Below are 15,781 nucleotides of genomic sequence, written 5' to 3' on the forward strand. Positions count from 1 at the left end.
GGCTACCGATACCCTGGCCACACACCTATTAGAATTTTACAAACTGAGCTTCATCGATTTGCGCCTCATAGTCATGATGAGACGGGTTCGCCGCAACTTTAGAAGTCAGGGGCTTAGATACTTTTTGTATCACTTTTTTTGTGGCTGAAGACACAGGCATGTCATCGAGGCTAACTTTAAAAAAGCCGATCAGGTGCTGTAACTGCTCAGCCTGGCCGCTCATCTCTTCTGCCGTCGCTGCCAGTTCCTCGCTCGAACTGGCGTTTTGCTGTGTGGCCTGGCTTAATTGGTTCATAGCAGCTGTAATCTGCAATGCGCCACTGCTTTGCTCCTCACTCGCGGCATAAATCTCTTGCACCAGGTCACTGGTTTTATTGATGCTAGGGACGATCTCGTCCAGCAGGTCACCAGCACGCTCAGCCAAACCGACAGAGTTCTTGGCTACTTCGCCAATCTCTTGTGCAGCGATTTGGCTGCGCTCGGCCAGCTTGCGCACCTCGGCTGCCACCACGGCAAAGCCTTTGCCATGCTCACCCGCTCGTGCCGCTTCAATCGCCGCGTTCAAAGCCAGCAAGTTAGTCTGGTAGGCAATGTCGTCAATAATGCTGATTTTGTCAGCAATACTCTTCATGGCAGACACTGTGTCTTTAACCGCTGCACCGCCTTCGTTGGCATCTGTCGCCGCTTTACCAGCAATGCCATCAGTCACCTTGGAGTTTTCAGCGTTCTGGTTAATCGACGCACTCATCTGTTCAACAGAGGCAGACGTCTCTTCGACTGAAGCGGCTTGCTCATTGGTGGCCTGGCTGATGCTTTGTGCTGTGGCACTGACTTGTTCAGAAGCACTCGCAATGTTGTCAGCAGAAGATTTGATTTCATGAATCACATTGCTGATTTTTTCAGACATCATCTTCATTGAGGCCATCATCTGCCCGATTTCATCTTTTGAATTCACTTCCACACGTTGGGTGAGATCGCCGCTAGCCATCGCATTGGCAGATTTGACCGCGCTATTCAATGGACGGGTTATTGAGCGGATAGTAAAAAATGCTAATCCAAACACCACTAATGAAAGCACGCCGCCGACTAATAAACCTATGGTTATTGCAGACGATTTAATGGCCTTCGCACTTTCAGCGGAGGCTTGGGCCAGCGTCTGGTTATACACTATATGTTCATCAATGGCCGTATTCAGTTCTTCTGCCAGCTTGGCATTTGCTGTAAGAATAGCCAATGCTTCCTTTTGTTTACCTTCTCTGGATAGCTTGATCACTTCTGTCATGCCTGGCACGTAAGCGTCCAGGCCTTTGCGCACTTTTTGCAACAACGCCTTGTCCTGGGCATCTGCAATGTATTGATTGTTATATTTGACGAGCGCATCTTCGAGACCTTTTCTTGCTTCATTAATGGCCTCTTCGATCTGGGTCATATTGTTCTGGTCGGTATTTAGCACATGGCGATACACCCTGACACGCAATTGACCAAATTTCTTCATACTCTCATTGAGTGTATTAATGCTTGGGATGCTATTGACGTTAGCACTGTTTGTGGCTTCAAATACCTTTTCAATGCTGCTATAGCTAAGACCGATCAAACTGAATAACCCAATGACTGCAATGGCAATCATGAGTGATATTTTGTGTGAGACTTTCATTACAAACCTGCTTTCTTTAATCAATAAATTGTGGCTAAACTGCTCGCAAAGTGATGATTCAACTCTCGACGAGCGCCTGTTCTTTTATGCTTTCCATATTGGCCAGTTGCATCATGCGCGGCACATCCAGCACCAATGCCACACTGCCTGAGCCTAGAATGGTGAAGCCGCCAATACCTTTCACATGCTCAAACACCTTGCCTAGGGGTTTAATCACGGTCTGGAATTCACCAATTAACTTATCCACCACTAATCCTATTTTTTGATTTGCGTACTGCATGACGACGATGTTTTGCCGTATGGGGGGTTCCCCTTTACATTCGAACTCATCCCTGAGCTTGAGGTAAGGCAATACCTCGCCCCTCAGGTTAATAAAGTTACGTTTATCGCTGACTGAAGACGCGTAATCTTCAGCCGACAATTCGATACATTCCACCACCATGTCCAATGGCACCACATAGGAGGAATCTGCGACTCCTACCAGGAAGCCGTCAATAATCGCCAACGTTAGCGGCAGGCGGATGCTCATGGTGCATCCCAGCCCTGGCGTGGATTGAATGTCTATGGTGCCGCGTAAGGCTTGGATATTGCGCTTGACCACATCCATGCCCACGCCGCGGCCGGACAGGTTACTCACGGCATCTGCCGTTGAAAAACCTGCTTCAAAAATCAGGTTATAAATCTCTTTATCGCTGAGTGACTGTTCTGCAGATACCAAGCCTTTGTCTATGGCTTTGGCCAGGATCTTGTCGCGATTAAGGCCTGCGCCATCATCACTGACCTCAATCACAATACTGCCTGAATCGTGGAAAGCGTTAAGCTTGAGCGTGCCATAAGCGGGCTTGCCTTTAGGGACACGCACTTCGGCGGATTCAATACCGTGATCCATAGAGTTACGCACCAGATGGGTTAACGGATCACTGATTTTTTCCACCACGGTTTTATCGAGTTCGGTTTCTTCGCCACTGATTTCCAGCCGGATATCTTTCCCCAACTCCTTGCTCACATCCCGAACGACACGGTTAAAGCGACTAAACGTGGCACCAATTTGCACCATACGTAGCGCCAGCGCTGAGTCACGCACTTGTTCTACCAGTGTAGAAATATTGGAAGTGGCCTCGTTCATGGCACCGTCACCTAATTTGTCGGCGATCAGGGTAGCACCAGCCCCTGCGATAATCAGCTCACCCACCAGATTAATCAGTTCATCAAGCTTGTTGGCATCTATGCGAATATAGTTGGACTCTGAATTTTTGCTTTCTTTGACCTGGCGTTGTTTTTCAAGCGCAGCATTCACCACCGCTGGCTGTACCAACTGCGCATTAATGAGCGTTTGACCAATAGGTTGTTTATCAACCGTGGCAACATCAGCCTGTTGAACAAGTGCCGCTTCAAGCTCCGTTGGGGTCAGAGTGCCACACTTGACCAAGATCTCCCCAAGCTTCATTTCTTCATTCGAGAGGCGGTCAATCAGGTCAATATAATGCTGAACCTGGCTGTGCGGTGGCAGGATATGAATGTCACAATCGTCACGAACAAAATCAAAAATACTTTCGATTTCAACTTTACTTGCCTGGCTTTCATAGCTGATTTCAAAACCCAGGTAACAACTCTCTGCATCCATTTCTTCCAGAGATGGCAGTGCCTGGGTGATGGTCGCGACATGCACAATCTTGCCCATGGTGTTCATATAGCGCAGGAAACTGAAAGGATCCATGCCGCTGCGGAAAGTGTCAGGCCCAAATCTTAATGAGATATGCCAGCAACTGGTCTCTACACCATCCAAGCTTTCCACCACACCTGAAGCCTCATTCTGTGAGGCAACAGGCAATGCAGCTGCAGTTGCACGAGGCGCACCCAAATAGACATTCAGGCGGTTAATCAGGCCATCATTCACCACCATGGTATCGGCGTCAGGGGTGGTCCCCTCGGCGACATGATCAATCAGCTTGCAGATAAAGTCACCTACCTCCAGGAACAGCGCGACAATTTCTTCGGTCACCGGGACTTGGCCATTACGGACTTTATCGAGCACGCTTTCGGCCACGTGGGTAAAGCTGATAATAAAATCGAGGCCAAACAATCCTGCCGACCCTTTGATGGTGTGCGCGGCACGGAAAATGGCATTAATCTTTTCCTCGTCTTCCGGATTCTGCTCCAGTGTGAGCAAAGCCTCTTCCATTTGCTGCAACAAATCGCGGCTTTCAATGATATAAATCTGCAGGGACTCATCTAGTTGCATGGTGTTTTATCCTCGTATATTGGTCTCAAGCGGCGATATCAGTAAACACTTGGGTGACGCCAAAAAAACCGGCCATGTCCGAAAGCTCAATCAATGCCATGACCGCTTCATTGGGATTTTCAAGCTGGAAAGCCAGGCCATGGGAAAGGGTGTGTAAGCGGATAGCCATCAATATCTGCAAGCCAGCCGCGTCAGCTTCATCCACCGCGGCCAAATCCACATGAATGGGCAATGTGTTGCTCATTTCAGCCTTAATCTGTGACAGTGTCTCGGCCGCGTTGTAAATATTCAGCTCGCCGCTGAAGGTCAGCACACAACGCGCTTCATTGGTATTGATCATGACTGGCATAGGAATACTCCGTGAGAGATAAGATTGGCCGACAACACTGATTTGTTAACCGTTATGGCAGCACTAATTTGGAGACTGCGTTTAATAATTGTGGTGGTTGAAACGGTTTCACCATCCAGGCCTTGGCACCACCTGCCTGACCTTGCATTTTTTTATCTTCTGCACTTTCTGTCGTCAGCATGATGACAGGGGTAAATTTGTAGGCCGGAATTTGTTTGCTGGCCTTGAGGAACTCAATGCCATTCATGTTAGGCATGTTCACATCGCTAATAATCAGGTGAATTTTTTGCCCGTTTAACTTGGTGAGTGCGTCCTTACCGTCCTCGGCTTCAATCACATCGTAGCCTGCCCCTTTAAGGGCAGTGCCAACCACGGATCGTAAAGAGGAAGAGTCGTCTACAATAAGTATGGTTTTTGCCATGGCGATATCCTTGTTATCAAAAGCATTTAAAAGAAAGTGATGTCATCTGCATCGTTGCTGGTGCTGGCTGGCGGGGGAGTGCTGGCACCGAAAGTTTTTTTTCCGAATCTAGAAGCGGGCTTAGCACGCTTTTCATGAATCTGGGTTTGCTCGCGCATGGTATAAGTGGATTTAAGCTCCCTTAACCACTCATCGACACTGCCCAGGCCATTGACATCGTCGACCCTGTGATTCAGTTTTTCGATATCCTGTTGCACGTGGCTAAGCATTTGGCTGACACGATCTTGGAATTGCAAGGCGTAAAGTACCTGGTCAATTTCATTAGCCACATGCTGGCTTTCATTCATCATCTGCTGACTGGCCTGGATAACTGCGTTAGCGGTATGTCCAAATTTATCTACGACAGAGTTCACAATCTGCTCGGCCTCCACCAGCGTTTTGGCATCTTTTGCTTCAAACTCTTTAGAGACCTGGGAAACATTTTTAATGGCTTCTGACACGTTTTTAACGGTTTCGGAAATATGAGAGCCAGTTGTCCCGGCATCTGTAGACAATCTTCTAACCGCTTCCGCCACCACAGCAAAGCCTCGTCCGCGGTCACCCACGCGCGCAGCCTCAATCGCAGCATTGACTGCCACCATCCCGGTTTCTTTGGCAATTCTGGTAACCACATCTGCCATGTCCAGCAAGTTCTTGGTATACCCAGACAACGTGGAAACAGCCTGTAGCAAAGTTTGTTTTTCTTCGATGCTATTTTTGAGCAACACAATCACCGTAGCTAATTGGTCCTGGCTAAGGTTGAGTAATTCAAGCAACTGTTGGTTACTTTGTGACTGCTCCTGGCTGGTCACTGCCCTCACACTTTGTGACAGCCCTGAAAATTTCGCACTCAACTCATCAATAGAACTGCTGGTCAGCGTCTTGGCAGCATGAATCTGGTCAGCCCACACTGGAAGCAGTGACGCACATAATTGTTGCAGCAGTTCCTCTCGAAACTCCGGCACATCATTTGTATTGATATTTTGAACATAATGGTTCTGCATGCATTCGATCCTTAAAATTTAACCAGGCGGCCAGCCAAAATTTATTTGAAATAAATATAAATGATTTAAATTAATTTGATTAATCAATAAGAATGCACTTTCCTGTTCAAATTTTGGTACGGGAAAACTGCCTAGATGCCGAGACGCTTTTGATTGGTAGAATATTCAGAAATCAAGATAACAAAAACATAATATATAAAAATAATTAAGCGTAAGTGAGCACTCACAAAAAATGACTTTAATGGTTATCGTGCCATCATTTTTCATGAAAATTTCCTGGAAAATGACGTGACTAAGCTTAAGTCAAATAAATGACACAAGCCCTCATGTTTAACCTTTATTTTTGTGTAAAAAAATCAATTTGATATAAATAAAATTAACAACAAATGGAGAAATATGGAGTGATGCCACTGCAACTGACTTCTTTCATCAGACGCATCCTCTCCCGTCATCTCAATACTTTTTATTCGGAGCATACAGAATGAAATTCTATTTTGACTGTCATATCATCATGTTTAATGATCACAACATGTGATGGATTTAATCCCATGGAGTTAGTGGTAGCCCGCCCGGAAGGCTTGTATTGCCCGCCGGGCGATTTTTATATCGACCCCTGGCGGCAGGTGGATCGTGCCGTGATCACGCATGGGCATGGCGACCATGCGCGTACCGGCCACGGACATTACCTGGCAGCGGCAGCCGGTGCAGGTATTTTGCGCAAGCGGCTGGGTGAAGACATCCATCTGCAAACGCTGGCATATGGCGAAAGCATCAATCATCATGGCGTCAAGCTGAGCCTGCACCCTGCCGGACATGTCCTGGGCTCTGCTCAGGTACGCCTGGAATACAAGGGAGAAGTATGGGTGGCCTCGGGCGATTATAAAGTGGAGCCGGACGGGACCTGCGCCCCTTTTGAAAGCGTGCGTTGCCATACCTTTATCACCGAATCCACCTTTGGCCTGCCGATTTATAAATGGCAGCCGCAAAGCGAAGTCTTTGCCGACATCAACCAGTGGTGGCACAGCAATGCCAATCAAAACCGCACCAGCGTCCTGTTTTGCTACGCCTTTGGTAAAGCCCAACGGATATTATCCGGGCTCAACCCGCACATAGGCCCCATCCTGGTCCATGGGGCAGTAGAGCCATTGAACAAGGTTTATCGCGAAGGCGGTGTTCGCCTGCCGGAGACACAATATGTGAGCGAGATGCAGGACAAATCACAGATAGGAAAAAGTATTGTACTGGCGCCACCCTCGGCGCAAGGCACGCCGTGGATGAAACGCTTTGGGGATTATTCGGATGCGTTTGCCAGCGGCTGGATGCAGTTACGTGGCACGCGCAGGCGGCGTGGGGTGGATCGCGGCTTTATTATGTCCGATCATGCAGACTGGCCGGGGTTGCAGTCCGCCATACAGGCGACAGGCGCGCAACGTGTGTTTGTCACGCATGGGCAGGTTCATCCCATGGTTCGCTGGTTGTGTGAGCAAGGGCTGGATGCGCAGGGATTTGCCACCGAATACGGTGAAGAAGCAGCTGAAGCGGAAACGGACTTGCCACCAGAAGCAACACTGCCGCCTGAGGCTGATGGCAGTGATCATATGACCATGGCAAAGGCAACGGTTTGAAAGCATTTGCCGATCTCTACAACCGGCTGGACGCTACCACAAGCAGCAACGCCAAACTGGCTGCGCTGCGTGATTTCTTTTCTGCAGCCGCCCCCGAAGATGCCGCATGGGCGGTGTATTTCCTGGCCGGTGGGCGGCCACGGCAATTGGTCCCGACCAAATTACTGCGCGAACTGACACTGAGTGTCGCCGGCCTGCCGGAATGGCTGTTTGAAGAAAGCTACCATGCCGTGGGCGACCTGGCGGAAACCATGGCGCTGCTGCTGCCTGAATCTTCCCATACCTCGGACGAAGGGCTGGCAACATGGGTAGAACACAAATTATTACCCTTGCGCGGCCTGGCACCCCAAGTGTTGACGCTGCAACTGATCCCGTTATTGCAGCAGTTGGACCAGCGCAGCAAGATGGTGTGTATCAAGCTGATTACCGGCAGTTTCCGCGTCGGGGTTTCCAAACTGCTGGTGACACGTGCCCTGGCTGCCGTGGCAGACATAGATGCCAAACGCATTGCCCAGCGCCTGGTTGGCTACACCGACCTTTCGGCAAGGCCGACTGCTGCGCATTACCAGAAGCTGATCGCAGCGGTCAATCAAGAGTGTGAAGAACGCAGTGAAGGCCAGCCCTACCCGTTTTTCCTGGCGCATCCTTTGCAATTGCCGACTGACGAGTTTGCAGCAGCGATTGGCAGCCCTGAGCAATGGCAGGTGGAATGGAAATGGGATGGCATACGCGCCCAGCTGGTCAAACGCGACGGTCAGCTGTGGGTATGGTCACGTGGCGAAGAACTGGTGACCGACCATTTTCCCGAATTACAGGTGCTGGCTAGCCAACTGCCGGATGGCACGGTAATTGATGGCGAACTGGTGGTGTGGAAACATGCGCCTGCGCCGGGGACTGAAGTTGATCCTGAACAGATCAAACATCAGACCAATGTCCAATCCCAAGCCTCCCAAAGCCAGGGGCAAGTCCAACCGTTTGCCTTGCTACAACAACGCATAGGCCGCAAAACCTTAAACGCTAAAATCCTGGAAAACCTGCCCGTCGTGATACTGGCTTACGATCTGCTCGAATGGCAGGGCGAAGACTGGCGCGAACAAGCGCAATCCATCCGGCGCGAACAACTGGAAAAAATCGTAGCGACCTGCATGCAGCCACAGCTGCAAATATCTCCGTTGATCACAGGTGGCAGCTGGCAGGACCTGGACCGCCAGCGCCAGGCATCGCGTAGCCTGGGTGTGGAAGGCTTTATGCTCAAGCGCAAGGATGCGCGCTACGGCGTCGGCAGAACCAAGGATGTCGGTGTCTGGTGGAAATGGAAGATTGACCCGTACACGGCCGATGCTGTGCTGATTTATGCCCAGACCGGGCACGGACGCCGCGCCAGCCTGTATACCGACTACACCTTTGCGGTGTGGGATAGCCCTGAGGATAATCCCGACCGCAAACTGGTGCCGTTTGCCAAAGCGTATTCTGGCCTCACCGATGCCGAAATGCGTGAGGTGGATGCAATTATCCGCAAAACCACGGTTGAGAAATTTGGTCCGGTACGCAGCGTCACGCCGACCATGGTGTTTGAGTTAGGCTTTGAAGGGATTTCTTTAAGCAGCCGCCATAAAAGTGGCATTGCCGTGCGCTTTCCGCGCATGCTGCGCTGGCGGCAGGATAAACCGGTAGCCGAAGCCGATACACTGCAAACCTTACAGGCATTGTTACCAGAGGCTTCGCGCCCCGACAGCAAGGATGCGGCTTAGCCATGATTTTGCAAACTGCTACAGCGCTAACCCAACCGGATGTGGCTGCTGACACAGTAGGCCACAGTGATTTCCCGTTAAGCTGCCAATGGTTTGCTGCCCATCAATGGCAACCTTTCCCGTTCCAGCTGCAGGTCTGGCAGGCGGTGACGCATGGCCAGTCCGGCATGCTGCATGCGACCACCGGTGCCGGTAAAACCTATGCCGTATGGATGGCAGCGATTGAGCGCTTTGCTTTAAAAAAAACAGGTAAATCGGATCCTGAAAAAGCGCCAAAATCAGCCAGGCGCAAAGCCATCACGCAACCGCTGACGGTGTTATGGATCACCCCCATGCGTGCCCTGGCCGCAGATACCGAGCGCGCACTCATCGCCCCGGTTGAGGCGTTAAATTTGGACTGGAGTATCGGGCTACGCACCGGCGATACCAATAGTGCCGAGCGTTCGCGACAATCCAAACGCCTGCCGACCGCGCTGATTACCACGCCGGAAAGCTTGACGTTGCTCTTGACCAGACAAGACGCCGCCGAAACTTTCGACAGCCTGAAAATGGTCGTCGTTGATGAATGGCACGAGCTGATCGGCAACAAACGCGGCGTGCAGCTGCAACTGGCGCTCGCACGGCTGCGGCGCTGGCAGCCCCAGCTGATCACGTGGGGCTTGTCGGCGACGCTGGGAAATTTGCAGCATGCCATGGACGTGCTGATCCCCAATGCGTCCAATGCGTTACTGGTACAGGGCAAACTGGCAAAAAATCTCATCATAGATACCCTGTTACCGCCTGGCATAGAACGCTTCCCATGGGCCGGCCACCTGGGTTTGCGCATGCTGCCGCAAGTGGTGGAGGAAATCGAATCCAGCCCCAACAGCCTGATTTTCACCAACACCCGTTCGCAATGCGAAATCTGGTACCAGGCCCTGCTGGAAGCCCGGCCTGACTGGGCGGGATTGATCGCTCTGCATCACGGCTCGCTGGACAGGAATGTCCGTGAATGGGTAGAAAATGGCCTGAAAGAAGGCACGCTAAAAGCGGTTGTCTGCACCTCTAGCCTGGACCTCGGAGTCGACTTTTTGCCGGTGGAACGCGTATTGCAGATAGGTTCGCCTAAAGGCGTTGCACGTCTGATGCAACGTGCGGGCCGTTCCGGCCATGCGCCTGGCCGCGCTTCCCGGCTGACGGTCGTGCCCACGCACAGCCTGGAACTGATTGAATCAGTGGCTGCGCAGGATGCGATTGCCGCACGCAATGTCGAACCGCGCGAATCACCGCAAAAACCGCTGGATGTATTAGTACAGCATTTGGTAACAATCGCCTTAGGTGGAGGATTTTCTGCGGACGACTTGCTGGCAGAAGTACGCAGCTGTTATGCCTACCGACAGTTAACCGATGACGAGTGGCACTGGGCGCTGGCGTTTGTACGACATGGCGGCGAATCACTGACCGCCTATCCGGATTACCGTCGTGCGATTCCTGATGAACACGGTGTGTGGCATGTGCCGGATGCACACCTGGCACGACGCCACCGTATGAGCGTAGGTACCATCGTCAGCGATGCCAGCATGCTGGTGAAATTCTGGGCCAAGGGTGCATCGGGTAAAAGCTTGGGTTCGGTAGAAGAAAACTTTATCGCACGACTCAAACCCGGTGATCACTTTTTATTTGGCGGACGCCTGCTAGAGCTGGTACGTGTGCATGAAATGACCGCATTTGTGCGTAAAGCCACTGGCAAAAAAGCGGCTGTCCCGCGCTGGAATGGTGGCCGTTTGCCGCTTTCTACCGAGCTCGCCAATGCCATGGTCGCACGCATGGACTCGGCTGCACACGGACATTTTGACGGCCCGGAAATGCATATGATCAAACCGCTCTTACAGGTGCAGAGCGATTGGTCTGCACTTCCCACGAACAGCAACCTGCTGGCAGAGTGCATGCAATCGCGTGAAGGCTGGCATCTGTTTCTCTACCCTTATGCCGGGCGTAGTGTGCATCTGGGCCTGGCCAGCTTGATTGCGTGGCGTGCAGGCAAGCATCAGCCTAATACCTTTTCCATCGCTGTGAACGACTATGGGCTTGAACTGCTTTCTGCCACACCGGTGGATTGGGAAACGATGTTCAAACAGGATATTTTCAGCACCGACCACCTGCTAATTGATGTGATCGGCAGCCTGAATGCCGGTGAGTTGGCACAAAGACGCTTTAGGGAAATCGCGCGGATTTCAGGGCTGGTGTTTGCCGGATTTCCCGGTGCGCACAAAAGTGCACGTCAAGTGCAAGCATCCTCCAGCCTGTTTTTTGATGTGTTCCGTAAATATGACCCCAACAATTTACTGCTAAGCCAAGCGCAGCAAGAAGTGCTGCAACAGGAGCTTGAAATTGATCGATTATCAACCACTTTGCAACATCTGCAAAGCAAGCAATTACAACTGATGCACATCAAAAGGCCGACGCCATTTGCTTTCCCATTACTGGTAGAACGCTTTCGCGAGAGCAGTAGTTCTGAAAAGCTCGCCGACCGCATTGCGCGCATGGTGGCAGATCTGGAAAAAGCGGCAGGCGGCGGTGCTTATATGCCACAAGAAAGCGTGACTCAACAGGCGAAATTCAATATGCAGGAAAAAGTATATAAAAAGCGGGAACGTGTTCGTAAAACGGGCTTACCCAGCGGGGTTGCGCATAGCGACAGTTCACAAGAAAATACAACACCCCGGCGCACCAGAATCATTCCGCCCAAACCACGTCACGGATTTTAATGAACCTGCGTATTGATTTGGCCGCTACGTACCACAATCATAAAAAGTAGTCGTAAGCTCGATATATAGCGTCATGAACTCCGAACAAAAACTCACCATTCAGTCGCAGGATCTTCTGTTATTAGCCGACAAAGCGATCTACTGGCCAGAACAACGTACACTATTGATTGCAGATGCGCACTTCGGCAAAGCGGCTACTTACAGAGCCTTGGGCCAGCCCGTCCCCCAAGGGACCACCAGCCACAATTTGCAACGTCTCAATGCCTTATTATCTAACTACCCGACAGAACAAATGATTTTTTTAGGCGACTTTTTACACGCTCCCAAGTCTCATGCACCTGCCACCCTCGCCGCATTAGGTCACTGGCGAGCGCGTCACACTCAGCTGCACTGCATTCTGGTGCGCGGCAATCATGACAAACATGCAGGCGACCCACCAGTCAATTTAAACATCAAAACAGTAGATGAGCCTTATCTGATTGGCAACTTTGCCTTGCAACACATGCCCACACCCCACCCCACTCACCATGTCCTAGCTGGCCATATTCATCCAGCTTTTCGCTTGCAAGGAAAAGGCAGGCAACGCCTGGTGTTACCGTGTTTTCACCACCAGAACAATATGACCCTGCTCCCTTCATTTGGCGATTTTACCGGTGGCTGTGTCATAGAGCATACACCAGGCTCTTTTATATACGTTACTAACGGTGAATATATCTGGCCTATCACGGCCTTATCGTTGAGATAAGGCAACTGTTCAACCACTCATTTAATTTAAACTCATATGTCTGCCTTCTACAATTTAACCAAAAAATAACAAATTTGGTCTAATGCTTTCCTGCCTGACATTTATGAATATATTTGAGAATGGGACTCTAGAGTTGAATTAAAAAATCTCAAGTTGAATTACAAACGACAACACCACAACACAAATCCTTAAAAATTTTGCGTGTTTGCTCTTGAAATCAAAAAATCCCACCCCAATTAGCAATCAAGGTGCGTGAGTGCTAAAATGCGTACCGCTTTTATTGTTTTAGTTTTAACGTTATCCCTATAACACTTTAGGAAACCTCCAAGGAGAATCTAATGAACATTCGTCCGTTGCACGACCGTGTAATTGTTAAACGCGCTGCTGAAGAGCGCACCACTGCTTCTGGCATTGTGATCCCTGACAGTGCGACTGAGAAACCAGATCAAGGTGTGGTTCAGGCAGTTGGCAATGGCAAAAAAGATGAAAACGGCAAAGCAATTGCCTTGGACGTGAAAGTCGGCGACAAGGTATTGTTCGGCAAATACTCCGGTCAAACAGTGAAAGTCAACGGCGAAGAGCTGTTGGTGATGCGCGAAGAAGACATTATGGCGATTGTTGAGTAACTCACTCGCAACTGATCCCACACATTTGAAATTTAGGAGAATTTAAATGGCAGCTAAAGACGTAAGATTTGGTGATGACGTTCGCCAAAAAATGGTAAATGGCGTTAACGTATTGGCTAACGCTGTGCGCGTAACTTTGGGCCCTAAAGGCCGTAACGTGGTATTGGAGCGTTCTTTTGGCGCGCCAACCATCACTAAAGACGGTGTGTCTGTGGCTAAAGAAATCGAATTGAAAGACAAATTCGAAAACATGGGCGCACAGATGGTGAAAGAAGTGGCTTCTAAAACCAACGACATCGCTGGTGACGGTACAACGACTGCGACTGTGTTGGCACAAGCGATCATCCGCGAAGGCATGAAATCTGTGGCTGCTGGCATGAACCCAATGGACCTGAAGCGCGGTATCGACAAAGCGGTTGAAGCGGCGATTGCTGAATTGAAAGTGCAATCCAAACCCTGTACGACCAGCAAAGAAATCGCCCAGGTAGGTTCTATCTCTGCTAACTCCGACACTTCTGTTGGCCAAATTATTGCTGATGCGATGGACAAAGTAGGTAAAGAAGGCGTGATCACTGTTGAAGACGGTTCTGGCTTGAGCAACGAGCTGGACGTGGTTGAGGGTATGCAATTTGATCGCGGTTACTTGTCCCCATACTTCATCAACAACCCAGAGCGCCAAATTGCGTTGCTGGACAATCCTTTTGTATTGTTGCACGACAAGAAAATCTCCAACATCCGTGACCTGCTGCCAACCCTGGAGCAAGTGGCTAAAGCCGGCCGTCCATTGCTGATCATCGCTGAAGATGTAGATGGCGAAGCTCTGGCAACGTTGGTAGTAAACAACATCCGCGGCATCCTGAAAACAACCGCTGTGAAAGCGCCTGGTTTTGGTGACCGTCGTAAAGCGATGTTGGAAGATATCGCTGTGCTGACCGGTGGTACCGTGATTTCTGAAGAAGTGGGCCTGAAACTGGAAGGCGTACAGCTGCACGACCTGGGTCAAGCCAAACGTATCGAAGTGGGTAAAGAAAACACCATCATCATTGATGGCGCTGGTAACGAAGAAGCGATCAAAGCGCGTATCGGCCAGATCAAAACCCAAATCGAAGAAGCTTCCAGCGACTACGACCGTGAAAAACTGCAAGAGCGCGTGGCCAAACTGGCTGGTGGTGTTGCAGTGATCAAGGTGGGTGCTGCGACTGAGGTTGAAATGAAAGAGAAAAAAGCACGCGTTGAAGATGCATTGCACGCGACTCGCGCTGCGGTTGAAGAAGGTATCGTGGCGGGTGGCGGTGTTGCATTGATCCGTGCTCGTGACGCGATTGCTAAAGTCAAAGGCGAAAACGCTGATCAGGATGCTGGTATCAAGATCGTTCTGCGTGCGGTTGAAGAACCACTGCGCCAGATCGTTTCTAACGCCGGTGCTGAACCATCTGTGGTTGTCAGCAACGTTGCTGCTGGTAAAGGTAACTACGGTTACAACGCTGCCAACGAAACCTATGGCGACATGGTTGAAATGGGCGTACTGGATCCAACCAAAGTGACACGTTCTGCCTTGACTAACGCAGCTTCTGTCGCTGGCCTGATGCTGACGACTGACTGCATGGTCGCAGAACTGCCTAAAGAAGATGCACCTGCTGCGCCGGATATGGGCGGGATGGGTGGCATGGGCGGTATGATGTAATTTCAACGTCGCTAAAGCGGGGATTGCTGCGTTGCTTTATCCTTGCCGTACTTAATTGTACTGTCTGCGGATAAAGCGCCTTGCACTCCCCGCTTTATCTTGTTGAAATGCGCTCATTAGCATCTCATATAAAACAAAACCCGCTTTGGCGGGTTTTGTTTTATCTGGCGTTCTCGGCCATAATGACGGATTGCGCCATTTAAACGCAATCTATTCAAATTACGAAAGAACTTACCATTATGGCAAATCAGTTAGATACTTTAATCCAGCGCTTGAGTTATATCGTTGGTGAAAACATGGCGCACCAGCTTAGAAACGACGGCCTGGATATTGATCCAACGGCGTTGGCGCTGGCGATTTCCGATGTGATGTCAGGCACCCCTTCACGTTTATCTGATGCTGATAAACGCAGTACGATCGAAGAGGTACAAAAATATAGCCAGGAAAAACAGCGCGCCGCCCATGCTGAAAAATCAGCTAAAAACCAGGCTGAAGGCGCCGCGTACCTGGCAGAGAATGCTAAAAAAGAAGGGGTGAGCACGACAGCAAGTGGCTTGCAGTACAAGCAACTGGTGGCAGGCAATGGGGCCAAACCCACCACTCAAGACCGCGTTAAAGTCCATTACCACGGCACCCTGACAGACGGTACCGTGTTTGACAGTTCTTACGAGCGTGGCGAGCCTATCGTGTTCCCGGTAACAGGCGTGATTGCAGGCTGGGTAGAAGGCTTACAGTTGATGAATGTAGGCAGCAAATTTGAATTGACCATTCCATCCAACCTGGCTTACGGCGTGAATGGCAGCGGTCCGGTGATTGGCCCGGATGCCACCCTGGTGTTTCAAGTTGAGTTATTGGCGATTGAATAAGGCTGAAACTCTATTCAGCAATACCAAT

General features: G+C 50.4%; 12 protein-coding genes. 7 read left to right on the forward strand and 5 right to left on the reverse strand.

Annotated elements, in window-relative coordinates:
* Window positions 1–28: 28 nt before the first annotated feature.
* Genes F463_RS0105480 through F463_RS14125 form a run of 5 tightly spaced genes read right to left on the reverse strand, consistent with a single transcriptional unit; the run spans window position 29 to window position 5,709 of the window.
* Window positions 29–1,654 (reverse strand): methyl-accepting chemotaxis protein, encoded by a 1,626-nt coding sequence (locus F463_RS0105480; protein ID WP_018986053.1) that lies wholly within the window; start codon window positions 1,652–1,654, stop codon window positions 29–31.
* Between the two features lie 58 nt (window positions 1,655–1,712).
* Window positions 1,713–3,896 (reverse strand): chemotaxis protein CheA, encoded by a 2,184-nt coding sequence (locus tag F463_RS0105485; protein WP_018986054.1) that lies wholly within the window; start codon window positions 3,894–3,896, stop codon window positions 1,713–1,715.
* Window positions 3,897–3,921: 25 nt separating this feature from the next.
* Window positions 3,922–4,245 carry an STAS domain-containing protein gene (locus tag F463_RS14120; protein WP_018986055.1) on the reverse strand — a complete coding sequence of 108 codons (324 nt, stop codon included), beginning with the start codon at window positions 4,243–4,245 and terminating at the stop codon, window positions 3,922–3,924.
* A gap of 52 nt (window positions 4,246–4,297) precedes the next feature.
* Window positions 4,298–4,666 (reverse strand): response regulator, encoded by a 369-nt coding sequence (locus F463_RS0105495; RefSeq protein WP_018986056.1) that lies wholly within the window; start codon window positions 4,664–4,666, stop codon window positions 4,298–4,300.
* Between the two features lie 26 nt (window positions 4,667–4,692).
* Window positions 4,693–5,709, reverse strand: coding sequence for a methyl-accepting chemotaxis protein (locus tag F463_RS14125; RefSeq protein ID WP_018986057.1), 1,017 nt, complete (start codon window positions 5,707–5,709; stop codon window positions 4,693–4,695).
* Window positions 5,710–6,257: 548 nt separating this feature from the next.
* On the opposite strand from F463_RS14125, the gene F463_RS0105505 reads away from it, so the two are divergent.
* The 7 genes from F463_RS0105505 (at window position 6,258) to F463_RS0105535 (ending at window position 15,753) form a co-directional block, all read left to right on the forward strand.
* A complete protein-coding gene (locus tag F463_RS0105505) occupies window positions 6,258–7,334 on the forward strand; it encodes a ligase-associated DNA damage response exonuclease (RefSeq protein ID WP_018986058.1) in 1,077 nt (358 codons plus the stop codon).
* Entirely contained in the window at window positions 7,331–9,085 is a 1,755-nt protein-coding gene (locus F463_RS0105510; RefSeq protein WP_018986059.1) for an ATP-dependent DNA ligase, read from the forward strand. Before F463_RS0105505 ends, F463_RS0105510 begins: the two co-directional genes overlap by 4 nt.
* Window positions 9,086–9,087: 2 nt before the next feature.
* Window positions 9,088–11,832, forward strand: coding sequence for a ligase-associated DNA damage response DEXH box helicase (locus F463_RS0105515; protein WP_018986060.1), 2,745 nt, complete (start codon window positions 9,088–9,090; stop codon window positions 11,830–11,832).
* A gap of 73 nt (window positions 11,833–11,905) precedes the next feature.
* A complete protein-coding gene (pdeM, locus tag F463_RS0105520; protein ID WP_018986061.1) occupies window positions 11,906–12,577 on the forward strand; it encodes a ligase-associated DNA damage response endonuclease PdeM in 672 nt (223 codons plus the stop codon).
* Between the two features lie 338 nt (window positions 12,578–12,915).
* The gene (locus tag F463_RS0105525) at window positions 12,916–13,203 is read left to right on the forward strand and encodes a co-chaperone GroES (protein WP_018986062.1); all 288 of its coding nucleotides are present in this window, start codon (window positions 12,916–12,918) and stop codon (window positions 13,201–13,203) included.
* Between the two features lie 46 nt (window positions 13,204–13,249).
* Entirely contained in the window at window positions 13,250–14,887 is a 1,638-nt protein-coding gene (gene groL / locus F463_RS0105530; protein ID WP_018986063.1) for a chaperonin GroEL, read from the forward strand.
* Between the two features lie 239 nt (window positions 14,888–15,126).
* Window positions 15,127–15,753: an FKBP-type peptidyl-prolyl cis-trans isomerase gene (locus tag F463_RS0105535; protein WP_018986064.1), complete on the forward strand. Its 627-nt coding sequence runs from the start codon at window positions 15,127–15,129 to the stop codon at window positions 15,751–15,753.
* Window positions 15,754–15,781 lie beyond the last annotated feature (28 nt).

Origin of the sequence: Methylophilus methylotrophus DSM 46235 = ATCC 53528 (assembly GCF_000378225.1) — a bacterium.
In the GTDB taxonomy this organism is placed as follows: domain Bacteria; phylum Pseudomonadota; class Gammaproteobacteria; order Burkholderiales; family Methylophilaceae; genus Methylophilus; species Methylophilus methylotrophus.

Excerpts from the sequence above, each read along its gene's own strand:
- pdeM (WP_018986061.1), top strand. The coding sequence starts at position 11,906 with ATGAACTCCGAACAAAAACTCACCATTCAGTCGCAGGATCTTCTGTTA.
- F463_RS0105505 (WP_018986058.1), top strand. The coding sequence starts at position 6,258 with ATGGAGTTAGTGGTAGCCCGCCCGGAAGGCTTGTATTGCCCGCCGGGC.
- groL (WP_018986063.1), top strand. The coding sequence starts at position 13,250 with ATGGCAGCTAAAGACGTAAGATTTGGTGATGACGTTCGCCAAAAAATG.
- F463_RS14125 (WP_018986057.1), bottom strand. The coding sequence starts at position 5,709 with ATGCAGAACCATTATGTTCAAAATATCAATACAAATGATGTGCCGGAG.
- F463_RS0105535 (WP_018986064.1), top strand. The coding sequence starts at position 15,127 with ATGGCAAATCAGTTAGATACTTTAATCCAGCGCTTGAGTTATATCGTT.
- F463_RS0105515 (WP_018986060.1), top strand. The coding sequence starts at position 9,088 with ATGATTTTGCAAACTGCTACAGCGCTAACCCAACCGGATGTGGCTGCT.
- F463_RS0105485 (WP_018986054.1), bottom strand. The coding sequence starts at position 3,896 with ATGCAACTAGATGAGTCCCTGCAGATTTATATCATTGAAAGCCGCGAT.
- F463_RS0105495 (WP_018986056.1), bottom strand. The coding sequence starts at position 4,666 with ATGGCAAAAACCATACTTATTGTAGACGACTCTTCCTCTTTACGATCC.
- F463_RS0105480 (WP_018986053.1), bottom strand. The coding sequence starts at position 1,654 with ATGAAAGTCTCACACAAAATATCACTCATGATTGCCATTGCAGTCATT.
- F463_RS0105525 (WP_018986062.1), top strand. The coding sequence starts at position 12,916 with ATGAACATTCGTCCGTTGCACGACCGTGTAATTGTTAAACGCGCTGCT.
- F463_RS14120 (WP_018986055.1), bottom strand. The coding sequence starts at position 4,245 with ATGCCAGTCATGATCAATACCAATGAAGCGCGTTGTGTGCTGACCTTC.